The sequence below is a fragment of the Micromonospora sp. NPDC047644 genome (assembly GCF_040704315.1).
GTDB lineage: Bacteria > Actinomycetota > Actinomycetes > Mycobacteriales > Micromonosporaceae > Micromonospora.
The window spans coordinates 33,543-51,029 of the sequence record NZ_JBEYSY010000001.1 but is presented as its reverse complement, the minus strand read 5'-3'; the positions used below and the strand labels follow the sequence as shown (position 1 = coordinate 51,029).

The following is a 17,487-nucleotide window of genomic DNA, read 5'->3' as shown; positions in this document are numbered from 1 at the left end:
GCGTGTCGACGACAAATCGGACCAACGGGCGAGGTTGCCGGCCCGGTCCGCCGGTCGGGCACCCCCTATTGGTTCGCGAACGCCCCGGACAGGTCACTAGGCTCACTGCTCATGAGTCACGTTCTCGCGGCAGTGGCCTGGCCGTACGCCAACGGCCCCCGCCACATCGGCCACGTCTCCGGTTTCGGCGTTCCCTCCGACGTCTTCGCCCGGTACATGCGGATGGCCGGCCACGACGTGCTCATGGTCTCCGGCACCGACGAGCACGGCACCCCGATCCAGGTGCAGGCCGACGCCGACGGAGTCACCCCGCGCGAACTGGCCGACCGGTACAACAGGGTGATCGTCGAGGACCTGCACGGCCTCGGTCTCTCGTACGACCTGTTCACCCGCACCACCACCCGCAACCACTACGCGGTGGTGCAGGAGTTGTTCGAGGGGATGTACCGCAACGGCTACATCGTGCCGAAGACCACCATGGGCGCGATCTCCCCGTCCACCGGACGCACCCTGCCCGACCGCTACATCGAGGGCACCTGCCCGATCTGCGGGTACGACAGCGCCCGCGGTGACCAGTGCGACAACTGCGGCAACCAACTCGACCCGATCGACCTGATCAACCCGAAGTCGCGGATCAACGGGGAGACTCCGAAGTTCGTCGAGACCGAGCACTTCTTCCTGGACCTGCCGGCCTTGGCCGAGGTGCTGCGGCAGTGGCTGGACACCCGCGAGGGGTGGCGGCCCAACGTGCTGCGGTTCTCCCGCAACCTGCTCGACGACCTCCAGCCCCGGGCGATCACCCGTGACCTGGAGTGGGGCGTACCGATCCCGCTCGACGGCTGGCGCGACCGGTCGGACAAGCGGATCTACGTGTGGTTCGACGCGGTGATCGGCTACCTGTCCGCCTCGATCGAGTGGGCCCGTCGCTCCGGCGACCCGGACGCGTGGCGGAAGTACTGGTCCGCCGACGGCGCGGGCAAGGACGCCCGGTCCTACTACTTCATGGGCAAGGACAACATCGTCTTCCACTCGGTGATCTGGCCGGCGCTGCTCTCCGGCTACTCCGGCGAGGGCTCCCGCGACGGTGAGCCGGGCGAGCTGGGTCGGCTCAACCTGCCCACCGAGGTGGTCTCCAGCGAGTACCTGACCATGGAGGGGCGCAAGTTCTCCTCGTCCCGCAAGGTGGTCATCTACGTTCGCGACTTCCTGGAGCGCTACGACGCCGACGCGCTGCGCTACTTCATCGCCGCCGCCGGCCCGGAGAGCAACGACACCGACTTCACCTGGGCCGAGTTCCTGCGCCGCAACAACGACGAGTTGGTCGCCGGTTGGGGCAACCTGGTCAACCGGTGCGTCTCGATGGCCGCGAAGAACTTCGGGACGATCCCGCCGGTCGACCCGGCCGGGCTCACCGAGGCCGACGAGGCGCTGCTCGCCGTCGCGCGGGCCGGGTTCGACACGGTCGGCGACCTGATCGGCCGGCACCGGCAGAAGCAGGCGATCGGTGAGGCCATGAAGGTGGTCGCCGAGGCGAACAGGTACCTCTCCGAGCAGGCGCCCTGGAAGCTCAAGGACGAGGCGGACAAGCCCCGGATGGGCACCATCCTGCACGTCGCGCTTCAGGTGATCAGCGATGCCAACACGCTGCTCACCCCGTTCCTGCCGCACTCCGCCCAGCAGGTGCACGAGCTGCTCGGGGGCACCGGCGTGCACGCGCCGATGCCGGTGATCGAGCAGGTCGACGACCTGGACGGCGGCCCGGCGTACCCGGTGCTCACCGGGGACTACACCGTCGGCGCGCGCTGGGAGTCGGTGTCGATCGAGGCGGGCCGACCGCTGGCCGCGCCGAAGCCGGTGTTCCGCAAGCTCGACCCGTCGATCGTCGACGAGGAACTGGCCCGGCTCGCCGACTGAACACCCTGCCCCGAACGGACCGCGGCCCCGGGTCAACCCCGGGGCCGCGGTTTCGTACGGGTGGGCCGTGTTACGGCTGCACGAGGATGTTGTAGGACGAACTGTCGGTCCACGTGCCGTTGGCCAGTCGGCCCCGCACCGTCATGGTGTAGCTGGTCCAGTAGGGCGGAGTCCAGCTGACCGTGGCCGCGCCGTCGACGGCCGGGACGACCCGGGCGTCGTCCTCACCGACCTGGTACTCGAACTCGACGATGCCGGTGGTGCCTCCGCTGAAGGTGAAGTTGCCGGCCTGACCGGCGCCACCGCTCCACTGCCCGGCCGGGTACTCCGCCGAGGTGACCAGTGGCGCGGTGCCAACCCTGAAGCGGTATTCGGTCGCCGGGGACAGCTCCCCGCCACGCAGCAGCTGACGGACCGACAGGGTGCTCGCGCCGTTGCGGTCCGGGGTGAGGAGGAAGCTGGTGCCGGTGCCGTCCGGGTCCGCGGCCACCGTCTGCTCGGGGCCGTCGTTGAGTCGGTACCGGTACTCGGCTACGTCCGGGAACAGGTCGGTCCAGAACGTCATCGAACCCGGCACACCGATGCCACCGGTGACGCCCCAGTCGCTGTAGTAACCGGCCACGCCCACCCGGTCGCTCTTCACCGAGAACTCGTACGTCCGGGTCTGCGACCTGGTGCCGTCCGCGCCGTGGCTGGTGACCTCGATCGTCTGGTAGCCGGATTCGCTCGGGGTGTACGTCACGCTGGCCGTGCCGTCAGCGCCAGCGTCGACGGTTCGCTCCTGACCCCAGTTCAGCTGGTAGGTGTACCGCACCACACCGGGCAGGGCCGGCTGGAAGGTGAACGTGGCCTCCTTGCCCACCCGCCCGTCGGAGCTGCCCGAGTCATAGGCGGCCGAACGGACGACCGGCCCGGTCCAGACCGCGAACGGCCACACCGCCGGGGGAGACAGCTCGCCGGAGGTGTACCGGGACCGGACCGTCACCTCGCGGTCACCGGCCCGATCCGGGGTCCAGGTCACGCGGGCCGACCCGTACTCCGCCGGTGCCGTCCGCTCGGCCTCGCCGTCGAACTGGTAGACGAACTCCGCCACGTCGGGCATCGACGTGCTGAGATGGAACGACATCGGAAGTCCGAGGCCGTCCCGACGCGGCGACCCGTCGACATCCGAGGAGTAGACGGTGGGCTTGTTGTCGACCACCGAGAACTCGTACCTCGTGTCCTGCGAGATCGTTCCGTCGGCGCGCTCGGAACGGACGTGGAGCTGGTAGTAGTCGGGCGCCTGCGGGATCCACGCCAACGACGCCGTCCCGTCCGCCGCCGCGGCAATTCGCGTTTCCTCGTCGTATTCGAACGCGTAGCGGTATGCCACCACGTCGGTGGTGCGGGGTCGGAAGGTGAACGTTCCCTCCACGCCGACGACGCCGTTGTGATTCCAGGCGAAGTCCGCGGACTCGACCTTCGGCGCGTCGTTGACGGACACCGACTGGTGCCGTGAGCCGGAGAGCGTGTCACCGATGTAGGCCGAGACCACGAGCTGGTACAGGCGGGATTCGGTGAAGGTGACAGTGGCCGTCGCCGCAGCCTCCGCCGCCGGCACCCGCACCTCCTCGCCGCTGTCGATCCGGTAGCCGAAGGAGGTCACCTCGGCGACGGGGGAGCGCATGGTGAGCGTGCTGGGCAGATGGGTGCCGGCCACATCGACCTGCACGCTGGGCTCGGTGTGCCGTACCCAGAACTCGTACTCGCGGGGCGGGGAGGCGTTGCCCACGGCGTCCAGCGACCGCACGCGCATGGTCATCGGTCCGCTGCGCTGCGGCGTCCAGCTGAAGGTTGCGGCGGCGCCCGGTGCCGGTGCGTTGACCACGACGGTCGTCCCCTGGTTGGGGTCGTCGTAGCGGTAGCGGGTCACGTCGGTGTCGCCGCCCGCGTCGAAGCGGAACGTGCCCGGCACGCCGACGCCTCCCGAACCCGGAGCCCCGTTGGCGGGGTATTCGGCGGAGCTCACCTGCGGAGCCACGGCGGGGGCCTGCCCGTCCACCCGCACGTAGCAGAGGGGAGCCCACCCGGAGTCGCCGTCCCCGTCCGTCGCCCGCGCCGTCCAGGCCAGGACGGTGCCGTGCGGATAGCTCGACATCTCCCACTCGGTCCGGTGCTCCTGGCCGCTGCCGTAGCTGCTGCCGCCCCGCTCGCGGCGCTGGTCCGGGTGGTCCACCGGCCAGGCCGCGAAGTAGACGTCGGCCCAGTCGTTGGGGTCCGGGTCGGTGGCCTTCGCCGAGAACGTGATCCAGCCGCCTCCGACGGTGACCGGGTGGGTGGCGTCACCGCAGCCCTTGTTCGGGTAGAGGGAGAGGTCGCCGATGGTCGGCAGCCCGTTGTGCTGCACGCTGAGTGTGGGCCGGTAGTACAGCCAGCGGCCCTGACGCTCGTCCCGCTCGGCCTCCGCGTTCAGCCGAAGCTCCAGGTGCAGCCGCGTCTCCCCCCGCGCGAGGGCGGCCTGGACGGTGCCGGTGAGGTCCTGGACGAGCGGACCGGGACACTCGGCTCCGGCGCCGCCGGCGCTCATCGTCCCGAGCTTCTCCTGCTCGGCCGGAGGCTTCTTCCAGGAGTTGGTGTTGGCGAACCCGGCGGTACGCCACAACTCGACCGAGGTCGTCTTGCCGCAGTCGGTGACCTTCCTCTCCCGCACGATGAGGTCCGCGTCGGACAGCTGCCTACCGGCCAGCTCGGCCAGGCTGATGGAGAAGTAGAAGCGGGAGGTGTGGGCTTTCCCCTCGGCGTCGAGCCAGCGCCCGATGGGCGCGTCGGTCTGGGCGTTGACGGTGGCGCGACTGGGTGTGGCGGAATCGGTGTAGGCCCAGCTCGACGCCGGGATCTGGGTGTTGGTGTAGGCGAGCGCTGGGCTGGGCGCGACGAGCGCGCCGGCAGCGACGGCCACCACCACGGCGGCGGCTGACAGCCTTCGACGAAACACTATGGGAAACCTCCGGAGAGACGCCGGCGCGCAGCACGCCGGAAGCTCCGACCCTAATGATCATCTAAGTGTCGTGGTGTCCCGTTTCCAGACCGAACGGCTCGCTCTCCCAACCCGGGAGGGGAGTCGTCACATGATGTACCGGGTGTCCATCACCTGGTCGTCGGTCACCTCGGCGCCCGGCGCCCAGGCCTCGTAGATGCCGCGTTCCTGGCACTGCGCGCCGGTCGTGACCACGCTGTCCGGGTTCGGGTAGCGCAGGCGCAGCCGCAGCCAGCCGGCCTCCTCTCGCAGCACCAGGCACGGCACCCCCCGCCACTGGGCGAACCGGAGCCGGCGGGCCACCGCGTCGACCGGGTAGCGGGCCGCCCGGGTCATCGCCAGCACCCGGAACCCACCGGGCAGGTCGGCGACCGCCTCGTACTCGCTGTCGCCGTACGTGCCGACCAGTTGGGTGGAGCGGGGGGCGTCGGCGTTCGGCACGTACTCCTGGTCCGGGGAGAGCCCCGGCGCCGCGGCCAGCAGGTGCCGCCACTGCGGGCCCACCATCCGCAGCCACCCGCGCTGCTCGGCCTGGTAGGTGTAGAGCACCACCTCCACCCCCTCCGCCGGGTACGCGATCAGGGCGGCGTTCGCCGGCATCGGCAGGTCGGCGAAGTCCCGGGTGACGAACTCCGGGATGAGCTGACCGTTGCTGGGCACGAAGCCGGTGCCGAGCACCGGGGCGCCGAGCCGGTCCCGGGCGGCCAGCGCGGTCAGGCCGCGGTGTGCCGGGCCCACCGGCACGTCGTAGTCGCCCGGGTCGGACGCGCGCCAGCGCAGGGCGTACGCCACGTCCGAGCCGTCCCGGCCGGCGTCACCGTCGGTCCGCAGCACCGTCGTCGTCGCCGGCGTACGCAGGTGCGCCACGTCGTGCTCCCGGTAGCAGAAGCCGTGCGGCAGCCAGCCCCGTACGTAGCCGGCGACCTGCTGGGCCGAGAGCACCTTCATCATCCGGGTGCCCCGCCGGACCACCGCCGACGCGCGCGCGGCCGTCAACATCGGGTCGCCCGCCGCCGCCGGCTGTTGGCTGAGCTGGTGCAGGTACGCCCAACCCCGCTCGCGGTGAGCGGGCATCAGCAGCGGCGTCTCCGGCTCGTCGGTCGGCTCCGTCGCCCCGTGCACACCGGTCACCTCGGTGACGTGCACGAACCGGCGCCACGGCAGGGCGCTTCCCGGGCGGGGCGCCCACTCGAAGCCGGCCACCTCGTCGGCGCTGAACAACTCGTACGCGGCGCCTCGGGCGATCTCCTCCGCCGGGTACACGCCGCCGCCGAACGCCACGTTCAGTCCGGTCCGTTCGCCGGCGCTGCCACCGGCCTGGGGAGTGACGCTCATGCCGTCGCCTCGCTGCTCGGTGGGATGAGGTCCGCACGCTGTCGCGTCCGCTCGTGAGCGACCGTAGAGTCGCGCGGCGTAGTCGGGGTGAACGTCGGGTGGCGGGCAGATGGACAGGCCCGGTGTGTGATGCTGTCGCTGATGAGCGAGCCCACTGAATCCCGCCGTGAGCGTGCCGCCCGGCGGGCCGGAGAGTTTCCGCCCGCCCCCGAGCCGTTGCCCCGGGCGGTGCTGGACAGCCACACCCACCTGGACATCACGGTCAGCGAGGCCGGTGTGCCCGGCGGCGGGCCGGCCGACGACCCGGTCGCCGTGGCCATCGCGTTGGCCACCACGGTCGGCGTGGACCGGCTGGTCCAGGTGGGCGTGGACGTCGCCTCGTCCCGGTGGGGCGCGGACACCGCCGACGAGTACCCGGCGGTGCTGGCCACCGTGGCGCTGCACCCCAACGAGGCACCCCGGCTCGGCGACCTCGACGAGGCGTTGCGGGAGATCGAGTCACTCGCCGCCCGCGACCGGGTCCGGGGGATCGGCGAGACCGGAATGGACTTCTTCCGGACCGGCGACGAGGGGCGTGCCGCGCAGGAGCACAGTTTCCGGGCGCACATCGCCATCGCCAAGCGGTACGACAAGACGCTTGTCATCCACGACCGTGACGCGCACACCGACGTGCTGCGCATCCTCGACGACGAGGGCGCCCCCGACCGGGTGGTGCTGCACTGCTTCTCCGGCGACGCCGACTTCGCCAGCGAGTGCGTCCGCCGCGGCTACCTGCTGAGCTTCGCCGGCACCGTCACCTTCGGCAGCGCGACGGCGCTACGCGAGGCCGCCGCGCTCACCCCGGTGGATCAGATGCTGGTGGAGACCGACGCCCCGTACCTCACCCCGATGCCGTACCGGGGCCGGCCGAACGCGTCGTACCTCATTCCGCTCACCGTCCGCGCGCTCGCCGCGACCACCGGCAGCGACCTGGACGAGCTGTGCGCGGCCATCTCCGCCACCGGCGAGCGGGCCTTCGGCCCGTGGTGAGCCTGCTCGGCCCGGCGGAGATCCGGGAACTCGCCGCCCGGTTGGGCGTCGCGCCCACCAAGAAGCTGGGCCAGAACTTCGTGCACGACCCGAACACGGTGCGCCGGATCGTGACCGCCGCCGGCCTCACCCCCGACGACGTGGCCCTGGAGGTGGGCCCCGGGCTCGGCTCGTTGACCCTGGGGCTGCTGCCGGTCGCCGGGCACGTGCACGCCGTGGAGATCGACCCGGTGCTCGCCGGGGCGCTGCCGGAGACCGTCGCCCGGCACGCCGGGGACGATGCCGCCCGGCTCACCGTGCACCGCGCGGACGCGTTGCGTGTCGCCGCCACCGAGCTGGCCGACCCGGCGCCGACGGCGCTGGTGGCGAACCTGCCCTACAACGTCGCCGTGCCCGTCGTGCTGCACCTGCTCGCCGTGCTGCCCACCCTGCGCCACGGCCTGGTGATGGTGCAGAAAGAGGTCGCCGACCGGCTCGTCGCCGGTCCCGGTTCCAAGGTGTACGGCATCCCGTCGGTGAAGCTCGCCTGGTACGCCCAGGCCCGGAGCGCCGGCAAGGTGCCGCCGAACGTGTTCTGGCCGGTGCCCAACGTCGACTCCGGCCTGGTCGCCTTCACCTGCCACGAGCCGCCCCGCGTCGACGTACCGCGGGAGCGGGTCTTCGCCGTGGTGGACGCGGCGTTCGCGCAGCGGCGTAAGACACTGCGCGCCGCGTTGGCCGGCTGGGCCGGTGGTGCGGACCGGGCCGCCGCGGCGCTCACCGCCGCCGGCGTCGACCCCGGTGCCCGTGGGGAGTCACTGACCGTCGAGCAGTTCGCCGCCATCGCCGCGTCGGCTCCGGCCGGTACGCCGGCCGGGAAGTAGGCTGACGCCGTGCCCGCCCAGGACGCTGAGGAGCTGATCGTGGCCAAGCCGTTCGACATCCGCCTGCGCGTGCGGGACATCACCCCGTGACCGAGGCCTGGCGACCGGACGACGACGAGCGACGCGGAGCCATCGGCCCGGTGCGGGTGCGGGTGCCCGCGAAGGTCAACCTGCACCTGGGGGTGGGCCCGCTGCGCCGGGACGGCTACCACGAGCTGAACACCGTCTACCACGCGATCTCGATCTACGACGAGCTGACGGCCCGCCGGGGTGACACCCTCGCCCTGACCATGGAGGGTGAGGGGACCGGCGAGCTGGCCCTGGACGACACGAACCTGGTGATCCGCGCCGCGCACGCTCTCGCCGGGTACGCGGGGGTGCTGCCGCACGCCCGGCTGCACCTGCGCAAGCAGATCCCGCTCGCCGGTGGGTTGGCCGGCGGCAGCGCCGACGCGGCCGCCACGCTGGTGGCCTGCGACGCGCTCTGGGGCACCGGGCTGTCCCGCGACGAGCTGGCGGGCATCGCCGCCGACCTCGGCTCCGACGTGCCGTTCCTGATCTACGGTGGCACCGCGCTGGGCACCGGCCGGGGCGAGGCGGTCAGCCCCGTGCTGGCCCGCGCCACCTCCTGGCACTGGGTGGTGGCGATCGCCGACGCCGGCCTCTCCACCCCGGCCGCCTACCGGGAGCTGGATCGGCTCCGCGACTCCGGTGCCGCCGGGGCCCCGCTGGGCAGCACCGACGCGCTGCTGGGCGCGCTGCGCCAGCGTGACCCCCGGGTGCTCGCCCGTACGCTCGGCAACGACCTCCAGGACGCCGCGTTGGCCATGCGCCCGGCGCTGGCCGACACCCTGAAGGCCGGCGAGGCGGCCGGCGCGCTCACCGGCATCGTCTCCGGCTCCGGCCCGACCTGCGTGTTTCTCGCCGCCACCGCGGCCGACGCGGAGCGGATCGCCGCCGAGCTGACCGCCGCAGGTGTGTGCCGGGAGGCGCGGGTGGCCCACGGTCCGGTAGCCGGCGCCCGCGTCGGCTGACCACCCGTCCCACCGGAGCTGCCGGCGCGCGGCGCGGGCGTCCGGGGCTTCCGCGTACCCTTGGGAGAGGCGTCCAGGTGCCCGCCGGCACCGGGGCGCTTTGATCATGAAGGGTGGAACGTGGCGAACATCGTCAATCTGGACCGGGTGTCCAAGGGGTACGGCGCCGCCGGGCGGCTGCTCACGGACGTCTCGCTCGGCCTGGACGACGCCGACCGGATCGGCGTGGTCGGCCTCAACGGCGCCGGCAAGTCCACCCTGCTGCGGCTGCTCACCAAGCAGGAGGAGCCCGACGACGGTCGGGTGACCCACCGCCGTGACGTGCGGGTGCTCTGGCTGCCGCAGCAGCTCACCCTCGCTCCCGAGGCGACCGTCCGGGACGTGGTGCTCGGCACCGCCTGGCTCGCCGAGGGCATGGGCGCCGAGCACGAGTGGGCCGGCGACTCCGGGGTGCGGGCCATTCTCGACGGCCTCGGCATGGCACACCTCGGCCTCGACCAGCCGGTCGGCCCGATGTCCGGTGGCGAACGCCGCCGGGTGGCGCTCGCCGCGCTGCTCGTGCGCGACTCCGACCTGCTCATCCTCGACGAGCCCACCAACCACCTGGACGTCGGCGGGGTCGACTGGCTGGCCCGGCACCTGGTCGGCCGCAAGGGCGCCCTCGTCGTGGTCACCCACGACCGGTGGTTCCTGGACGCGGTCTGCACCACGACCTGGGAGGTCGCCGACCAGACCGTCCGCGCCTACGAGGGTGGCTTCGCCGCCTGGACCCTCGCCCGCGCGGAGCGCGAGCGGGTGGCCGCCGCCACCGAGGCCCGCCGGCAGAACCTGCTCCGCAAGGAGATCGCCTGGCTGCGCCGCGGCCCGCCCGCCCGGACCTCCAAGCCGCAGTTCCGCATCGACGCCGCGAACGCGTTGATCGCCGACGTGCCGCCGGCGCGCGACACCATGTCGTTGCAGCGGATGGCGGTTTCCCGCCTGGGCAAGCAGGTGTACGAGCTGGAGAACGTCGAGCTGCACGCCGGCCCGAAGGAGATCCTGCGCGACACCTCCTGGCTCGTCGGCCCCGGCGACCGGATCGCCATCCTCGGTGCCAACGGCGCCGGCAAGACCACGCTGCTGCGGATGCTCGCCGGCGTCACCCGCCCCGATGGCGGTCGTCTCGGCACCGGCTCCACGGTGCGGCCGGCCTTCCTCTCCCAGGAACTCACCGAGCTGCCCGGACACCTGCGGGTGCTGGAGGCGGTGGAGGAGGTCGCCCGCCGGGTTCAGCTCGGCGACCGGGAGGTCTCCGCCTCGCAGCTGGCCGAGGTGTTCGGCTTCGACGACCGCCGGCTCTGGACCCCGGTCAGTGATCTCTCCGGTGGGGAGCGCCGCCGGTTGCAGATGCTGCGGCTGCTGGCCGGCGAGCCCAACGTGCTGCTCTTCGACGAGCCCACCAACGACCTGGACACGGACACCCTCGCCTCGCTGGAGGACCTGCTCGACTCGTGGCCCGGCACGATCATCGTGGCCAGCCACGACCGTTACCTGATCGAGCGGGTCACCGACACGGCGTACGGGATGTTCGGCGACGGTCGACTGGTGCACCTGCCGGGCGGTGTCGACGAATACCTCGCGCGGACCGCCGAGCGGGCCGGCTCTCCCCGGGCGGGCGCGACCTCGGCCTCCGCGCCCGGCGCTCCCTCTCCAGGCGGCATGACCGCCGCCGAGGTCCGGCAGGCCCGCAAGGAACTGACCCGGCTGGAGCGGCAGCTCAGCAAGCTCGACCAGCGCGAGACCACGCTGCTCGATCAGCTCGCGGCGGACGCCACCGACTACGCCCGGGTCGCCGAGTTGGACACCCAGCTCAAGGATCTGCGCGCCGAACGGGAGCGGATCGAGGAGAGCTGGATGACCCTCGCTGAGGACCTGCCCGAGAGCTGACCGGCCGGGCGCGCCGGCCCGGCCCCCGTGTGCGGCGTCACACCACCACGTGCGAGACAATCGTCGGCGACACCTACCCCACGGCGTTGGAGACACAGACATGGCACACACCCCCGTCAACCACCCCGCGCGGCCGATCTACCGGGCGATCGGCGGGCTGACCGGTCTGTACCTGGTCGTCTTCGGTGTGCTCGGCTTCATCGCCAGCACCGGCAACGAGATCCTCGCTCAGGACGACACCCGGGTTCTCGGTCAGGGCACCAACCTCGGCTTCTCGCTGTTCAGCGTGCTGGTCGGGGTCGTCGTGCTGGTCGGCACCGCGCTCGGCCGCAACATCGACGTGGCGATCAACCAGTGGCTGGCGTACGGCCTCATGGTGGTCAGCCTGGCCGGTCTCGCGTTCATCCGGACCGACGCCAACATCTTCAACTTCAGCATCACCACCGTGATCGTGGTGATGACGGCCGCTCTGGTGCTGCTCATGGTCGGCATGTACGGCAAGGTCGGCACGGACGATGAGGCAGAGGCGTTTCAGAAGGCTCGTCTGGTGCTCTGATCCTGGTTGCGGCCGTGGGTTTTCGCCGGAGCCCGAGCTGCTCCGGGCGGTCAGGCTTGATCCCTGCGCCGCTCGGGCTCCGGCGAAAACCTGACCTTGGTCCAGCCTTCGGCGGACCCTTTCGGCTTTGTGGTTCTTCGGACAGTTGGGTTTGGCCTGGGCGACAATCCTCCTGAAACGGTCACATCAGGGGGTCTCGGTATGCCGCATTTTCCGGTCAACCATCCGGCACGGCCGCTCTACCGGGTCCTCTCCGGGCTGATCGGCGTCTACATCCTGGTCTTCGGCGTGTGGGGTGTCGCCGAGACGATCGGGGATCCGCTCTTCGCCCGCAACAGCACCTGGGCGCTCGGGCTCCGGACCAACCTGGCCTTCTCGCTCGCCTCGGTGATCTTCGGGGTCGTCCTGATCATCGGGGCGTCGCGGCGTACCAACCTCGGCCACTACATGAACCTCACAGCGGGCGTGGTGTTCCTGGTGACCAGCATCCTGACGATGTCGGTGCTGCAGACCGAGGCGAACATTCTCAACTTCTCGATGTCGACAGTGATCGTGTCGATGCTGTTCGGCCTGATCCTGCTCGGCACCGGCCTCTACGACAAGGTCGGCCCACCGGAATCCGCCGAGGCGGAGTTGGAGCACCGCAAGCACCCGGTGGCCGACGTGCACCGCCGCTGATCGGGGTCAGTTACGCCGCGCGGTGATCAGCGTCGGCTTGGCCTCCAGGTGCGACAACCCGTTCCAGGCCAGGTTGACGAGGTGAGCCGCCACCGTCTCCTTGCGCGGCTTACGCACCTCCAACCACCAGCGACCGGTCAACGCCACCATGCCGACCAGCGCCTGTGAGTACAGTTCGGCGAGCTTCGGGTCGTACCCTCGGCTCTTGTACTCGGCGCCCAGGATGTGCTCGACCTGGTGCGCCACGTCGTTCATGACGCTGCTGAAGTTGGCCGTGCCGGACATCAGCGGCGACTCGCGGACCAGCACCCGGAAACCGCTGGTCTCCTCCTCGATGTAGGTCAGCAGGGCGAGTGCCGCCTGTTCCAGAAGCTCCCGCGGATGCCCGGCGGTCAACGCCGTGGTGATCCGGTCCAGCAGGGCCCGGACCTCCCGGTCCACCACCACCGCGTAGAGCCCTTCCTTGCCACCGAAGTGCTCGTACACCACCGGCTTGGAGACCTTGGCGCGGGCCGCCACCTCCTCGATGGAGGTGGCGTCGAAACCGCGTTCCGCGAAGAGTTGCCGGCCGGTCGCGATCAACTGCTCCCGGCGTTGGGCCGCCGACATGCGGACCCGGGAGGGAGCTTTGGCTTTCGGTGCCGCCGTCGGCGTCGCCCGTCGGCCGCCGACAGCTGCCGCCGTGTCGTCGCTGACCTCAGGCATGTCGCCGCCTCGCTGGCGCTCGGTGACGCCCTGCCGTGGAATGGTTCCTCCGCTGTGCCCGTTCACGTCGTCGCCTAACTGTCGGGCGGTTCGACCGCCCTGACGCGCCGTTCGACCGTACCCGGATCGGGCTCGGCTCCCCGTCCGCCGAGCCGCCTGGTCCCCCCGCATGGCTCGGTCACCCGGCCATCCTGCCAGGCGGCCTCCTCGTGCACCGCCCGGTTTCAGCGGGGTGCGACCGGCTTCACCAGCTTGGCGGCCAGGCGCTCGGGCTTTGGCCAGCGCACCTGCGTCGCCGCGCCGGTCTTCTCGAACAACCAGATCACCCGGGCGGAGATGTCCACCTGACCGCGCAACACACCGTGCCGGGCGCTGGTCGGGTCGGCGTGGTGCAGGTTGTGCCAGCTCTCGCCGAACGACAGGATCGCCAGCGGCCAGAAGTTCGACGCGCGGTCACCCTGGCGCATCGCGAACGGACGCTCGCCGTAGACGTGGCACACCGAGTTGATCGCCCACGTGACGTGGTGCAGGAGGCCGATCCGGACCAGCCCGGCCCAGAAGAACGCGGTCAGCGCGCCCTGCCAGGACCAGGTCACCAGACCGCCGATCAGCGCCGGGCCGAGCAGCGAGATGGCCACCAGCGCGGGGAAGAGCCGGTCGACCCGGCTGATGTCCCGGTCGGCGACGAGGTCCGGTGCGAAACGCCCCCGGTTGGACAGCTCCCGGCGGAAGAGCCAGCCCACGTGTGCGTGGAACAGGCCCCGGGTCAACGCCCAGAAGCTGGTGCCGAAGCGCCACGGCGAGTGCGGGTCACCCTCCAGGTCGGAGAACGCGTGGTGGCGACGGTGGTCGGCGACCCACTGAATGATCTCGCCCTGTACCGCCAGTGAACCCGCGACCGCCAGAGTCACCCGCAGCCACCGCTTGGCCTTGAACGAGCCGTGCGTGAAGTAGCGGTGGAAGCCGACGGTGATGCCGAGCCCGGAGACGACGTACCAGACGAGTCCGATGATCACGTCGGTCCAGCCGAGCCAGCCGCCCCACGCCACCGGAACGGCGACCAGCAGAGCGACGAAGGGGATCACCACGAACGCCCAGAGGGCGGCCAGGATGCCGGGGGACTGGCTGCCGTCGGTGAGCGGTTTCGGGCCGGGGGCGGCGGTGTTGGGATCGAGAACAGCAGTGGACACGGGACCTCGCAGGGGGATGGAGACGATCACTAAGTTACGCCTACGTCACCGTAACTTACGGGACAGTAGATCGCACGGGGAAGTTTGGAATCGCCTTCGCGTAGCCGCTCGTAGCCGCAGGTCAAACGGTTCTGTGGCGGCAACCCGGTCGATCCGGCGAGGGGGGTGGCCAAGGTGCGGACCGAGCACCCCTGGGACGGTTCACGGCATCGACCGCTCGCCGTGCGGTGGGATGAGCGCTGGCGTCCGACGGCCGGGGCGCTAAGGTGTAGCGGCGGGGTGTCCATCCCTCGTGCGACGTGCTCGCGTCGCAGATCGGCCGTGGTGTAATTGGCAACACCCGGGTCTTTGGTACCCGTATTTCAGGTTCGAACCCTGGCGGCCGAGCTGCCCACCTGCGTCCGTTTTAGGGCCCGGTGGGGGTAAGAGGGGAACGTGCCGGGCCTCGCGGCTAGCATGGCCGCGAGAGTGTCCGCCGTCCCGACGGGAGCCACGTCGTGCCCCAGCCCCACCTCCGTACCGTCGTCGTGCTTGCCGCCGGTGAGGGCAAGCGGATGAAGTCGACACTGCCCAAGGTGCTGCACCCGCTGCTCGGCCGGACGCTTGTCGGTCACGTGCTGAGCGCCGCCACCCCGTTGGGCGCGGACCGCACCGTCGTCGTGGTGGGGCACGGCGCCGACCAGGTGCGGGCGCACCTGTCCGAGATCGCCCCGGACGCCACCCCGGTGCTCCAGGCCGAGCAGCTCGGCACCGGACATGCCGTACGGATCGCGCTGGAGGCCGTACCGGAAGGGCCCGGCACCGTGGTGGTGATCAACGGTGACGTGCCCCTGCTGCGCCCGGAGACGGTGGGCGCGCTGGTGACCGCGCACGAGGAGGCCGCCGCGGCGGCCACGGTGCTGGCCGCCGAGGTGCCCGACCCGACCGGCCTCGGGCGGATCGTCCGGGACGCCGACGGGCGCCTGGAGCAGATCGTCGAGGAGCGCGACGCCGACCCGACGCAGCGCGCGATCCGGGAGATCAACGCCGGCATCTACGCGTTCGACGCGGTGCGGCTGCGCGAGGCGCTGGGCAAGCTCTCCACCGACAACGACCAGGGCGAGGAGTACCTGACCGACGTCTTCGGTCTGCTTCGTTCCGCCGGCGAGCCGGTGGCGGTGCACGTCGCCGTGGACCACGTCGAGACGTTGGGCTGCAACGACCGGGTGGAACTGGCCACGCTGCGTCGGCTGCTGCGCGACCGGATCAACGAGGCGTGGATGCGCACCGGCGTGAGCCTGCTCGACCCCGCCACCACCTGGATCGACGTGACGGTCGCGCTGGACCGGGACGCGGTCGTCGACCAGAACACCCAGTTGCGCGGCGGGACGGTCATCGGCGCGGGCGCGCTGATCGGGCCGGACGTCACCCTGATCGACACGATCGTCGGCCCCGCCGCGTCGGTGATCCGCAGCCACGCCGTCGGCGCCGAGGTGGGCGCGGGCGCGACCGTCGGGCCGTACGCGTACCTGCGGCCGGCCGCCCAGTTGGCCGAGAAGGCGAAGATCGGCACGTTCGTCGAGGTGAAGAACTCGCAGATCGGCGCCGGCGCGAAGGTCCCGCACCTGACGTACGTCGGCGACGCGACGATCGGCGAGCAGACCAACATCGGGGCCGCGTCCGTCTTCGTGAACTACGACGGCGTCAACAAGCACCGCACGGTGATCGGCAGCCACGCGCGGACCGGTGCGGACAACATGTTCGTGGCACCGGTCGAGGTGGGCGACGGGGCGTACACGGCGGCTGGTTCGGTGATCGTCGACGACGTGCCGGCCGGGGCGATGGGTGTCGCCCGGGCGCGCCAGCGCAACATCGAGGGCTGGGTCGTCAAGCGACGCGCCGGCACTGCCGCGGCGGAGGCGGCGCAGCGGGCCCGCGACGCGAAGGGTGTGGCCGGTACGTCTGGTGCCGCAAGCCACAGTGAGGCAATCCACGGGGCGACCGAGACGGTGGGCGGCGCATCCGGCACGGGAGATACTGCAACCGAATAGTCCCCGACCCACCACCACCGGGTCGGGTACCGCCGACATAACGGGAGCAGACGGGCCCATGGGCAGCATCGTCGCCGAAAACCGCAAAAGCCTGATGCTCTTTTCCGGACGTGGCTTTCCGGAGTTGGCCAAGGAGATCGGCGAGGTGCTCGGCGTCGCGCCGACGCCGGCCGACGCGTACGAGTTCGCCAACGGCGAGATCTTCGTACGGTTCAAGGACTCGGTACGTGGTTCGGACGCCTTCGTGGTGCAGTCCGTCACGCACGGGGTGAACACCTGGGTCATGGAGACCCTGATCATGGTGGACGCGCTGAAGCGGGGGTCGGCCAAGCGGATCACCGTGGTGCTGCCGTTCTACCCGTACGCCCGCCAGGACAAGAAGCACCGCGGTCGGGAGCCGATCTCGGCCCGCCTGGTGGCGGACCTGCTGAAGACCGCGGGCGCGAACCGCATCCTCACCGTCGACCTGCACACCGCGCAGATCCAGGGCTTCTTCGACGGCCCGGTGGACCACCTCTTCGCGATGGACATCCTCGCCGAGTACGTGGAGCACAAGTACGCCGGCCGGCCGATGACAGTGGTGGCACCGGATTCGGGCCGGGTGCGGGTGGCCGAGCGGTGGACCGACCGGTTGGGCGGGTGCCCGCTGGCGTTCATCCACAAGACCCGTGACCCGATGAAGCCGAACCAGGTCGTGGCGAACCGGGTCGTCGGCGAGGTGGAGGGCCGGGTCTGCCTGATCGTCGACGACATGATCGACACCGGTGGCACCATCGCCAAGGCCGCTGACATCCTCAAGGAGTCGGGCGCGGCGGAGATCGTTGTCGCGTCCACCCACGCGCTGCTGTCCGACCCGGCCACCGAGCGGCTGAAGAACGGCTCGATCAGCGAGATCGTGGTGACGAACACCCTGCCGCTCCCGCCGGAGAAGCAACTGGACAAGCTCACCGTGCTGTCGATCGCGCCGCTGCTGGCGCGGGCGATCCGCGAGGTCTTCGACGACGGCTCGGTGACCACCCTCTTCGGTGGCCTGAGCTGAGCCTGAGCCCCGTTTCCCCACTCGGCGCGCCGGTGGGGGCGGGGCCGGCAAACTGGTGGAAACGGGGCCGGCACGCTGGTGGGAGCGCCACCGACGCGCCGGCCCCGAGCCGTGATCGGGGACTGCCGGAAACCCTGGAAACAGCTCGGGTAGACTGGTGCGGTTGCCACGG

13 protein-coding genes and 1 tRNA gene are annotated in these 17,487 nt (G+C 71.1%); 10 read left to right on the top strand and 4 right to left on the bottom strand.

Annotated features, from left to right (window positions below; genetic code table 11):
- Positions 1-111: 111 nt before the first annotated feature.
- Positions 112-1,914: a methionine--tRNA ligase gene (gene metG, locus AB0877_RS00230; RefSeq protein ID WP_366605270.1), complete on the top strand. Its 1,803-nt coding sequence runs from the start codon at positions 112-114 to the stop codon at positions 1,912-1,914.
- Between the two features lie 70 nt (positions 1,915-1,984).
- On the opposite strand, the gene AB0877_RS00225 is transcribed toward metG, so the two are convergent.
- Together AB0877_RS00225 and AB0877_RS00220 are read right to left on the bottom strand one after the other, a co-directional pair.
- Positions 1,985-4,888: a hypothetical protein gene (locus AB0877_RS00225; protein WP_366605269.1), complete on the bottom strand. Its 2,904-nt coding sequence runs from the start codon at positions 4,886-4,888 to the stop codon at positions 1,985-1,987.
- A 129-nt stretch (positions 4,889-5,017) separates the two neighbouring features.
- Positions 5,018-6,265 (bottom strand): hypothetical protein, encoded by a 1,248-nt coding sequence (locus tag AB0877_RS00220; protein ID WP_366605267.1) that lies wholly within the window; start codon positions 6,263-6,265, stop codon positions 5,018-5,020.
- A gap of 129 nt (positions 6,266-6,394) precedes the next feature.
- On the opposite strand from AB0877_RS00220, the gene AB0877_RS00215 reads away from it, so the two are divergent.
- The 6 genes from AB0877_RS00215 to AB0877_RS00190 all read left to right on the top strand — a co-directional run bounded on the left by AB0877_RS00215 (position 6,395) and on the right by AB0877_RS00190 (position 12,351).
- The gene (locus tag AB0877_RS00215; RefSeq protein ID WP_366605265.1) at positions 6,395-7,294 is read left to right on the top strand and encodes a TatD family hydrolase; all 900 of its coding nucleotides are present in this window, start codon (positions 6,395-6,397) and stop codon (positions 7,292-7,294) included.
- Entirely contained in the window at positions 7,288-8,157 is an 870-nt protein-coding gene (gene rsmA / locus AB0877_RS00210) for a 16S rRNA (adenine(1518)-N(6)/adenine(1519)-N(6))-dimethyltransferase RsmA (RefSeq protein WP_366605263.1), read from the top strand. Before AB0877_RS00215 ends, rsmA begins: the two co-directional genes overlap by 7 nt.
- 86 nt (positions 8,158-8,243) lie before the next feature.
- Positions 8,244-9,191, top strand: coding sequence for a 4-(cytidine 5'-diphospho)-2-C-methyl-D-erythritol kinase (locus tag AB0877_RS00205; RefSeq protein ID WP_366605262.1), 948 nt, complete (start codon positions 8,244-8,246; stop codon positions 9,189-9,191).
- Between the two features lie 120 nt (positions 9,192-9,311).
- Positions 9,312-11,117 (top strand): ABC-F family ATP-binding cassette domain-containing protein, encoded by a 1,806-nt coding sequence (locus AB0877_RS00200; protein ID WP_366605260.1) that lies wholly within the window; start codon positions 9,312-9,314, stop codon positions 11,115-11,117.
- Positions 11,118-11,217: 100 nt separating this feature from the next.
- Positions 11,218-11,673: a DUF4383 domain-containing protein gene (locus tag AB0877_RS00195; RefSeq protein ID WP_366605258.1), complete on the top strand. Its 456-nt coding sequence runs from the start codon at positions 11,218-11,220 to the stop codon at positions 11,671-11,673.
- Between the two features lie 201 nt (positions 11,674-11,874).
- Positions 11,875-12,351: a DUF4383 domain-containing protein gene (locus tag AB0877_RS00190; RefSeq protein WP_366605256.1), complete on the top strand. Its 477-nt coding sequence runs from the start codon at positions 11,875-11,877 to the stop codon at positions 12,349-12,351.
- Between the two features lie 6 nt (positions 12,352-12,357).
- On the opposite strand, the gene AB0877_RS00185 is transcribed toward AB0877_RS00190, so the two are convergent.
- Both AB0877_RS00185 and AB0877_RS00180 read right to left on the bottom strand, forming a co-directional pair.
- Positions 12,358-13,056, bottom strand: a complete 699-nt coding sequence (locus tag AB0877_RS00185; RefSeq protein ID WP_366605255.1) for a TetR/AcrR family transcriptional regulator — start codon at positions 13,054-13,056, stop codon at positions 12,358-12,360.
- Positions 13,057-13,280: 224 nt separating this feature from the next.
- Positions 13,281-14,246, bottom strand: coding sequence for an acyl-CoA desaturase (locus tag AB0877_RS00180; RefSeq protein WP_366605253.1), 966 nt, complete (start codon positions 14,244-14,246; stop codon positions 13,281-13,283).
- A 315-nt stretch (positions 14,247-14,561) separates the two neighbouring features.
- Between AB0877_RS00180 and AB0877_RS00175 the strand changes: the two genes are divergently transcribed.
- From AB0877_RS00175 to AB0877_RS00165, 3 genes are all read left to right on the top strand, one after another.
- Positions 14,562-14,633: transfer RNA gene (locus tag AB0877_RS00175), tRNA-Gln, on the top strand.
- Positions 14,634-14,743: 110 nt separating this feature from the next.
- Positions 14,744-16,276, top strand: coding sequence for a bifunctional UDP-N-acetylglucosamine diphosphorylase/glucosamine-1-phosphate N-acetyltransferase GlmU (glmU, locus tag AB0877_RS00170; protein ID WP_366605251.1), 1,533 nt, complete (start codon positions 14,744-14,746; stop codon positions 16,274-16,276).
- Positions 16,277-16,334: 58 nt separating this feature from the next.
- On the top strand, positions 16,335-17,315 hold the full coding sequence (locus tag AB0877_RS00165) for a ribose-phosphate diphosphokinase (protein WP_366605249.1): 981 nt from the start codon (positions 16,335-16,337) through the stop codon (positions 17,313-17,315).
- Positions 17,316-17,487: the final 172 nt, after the last annotated feature.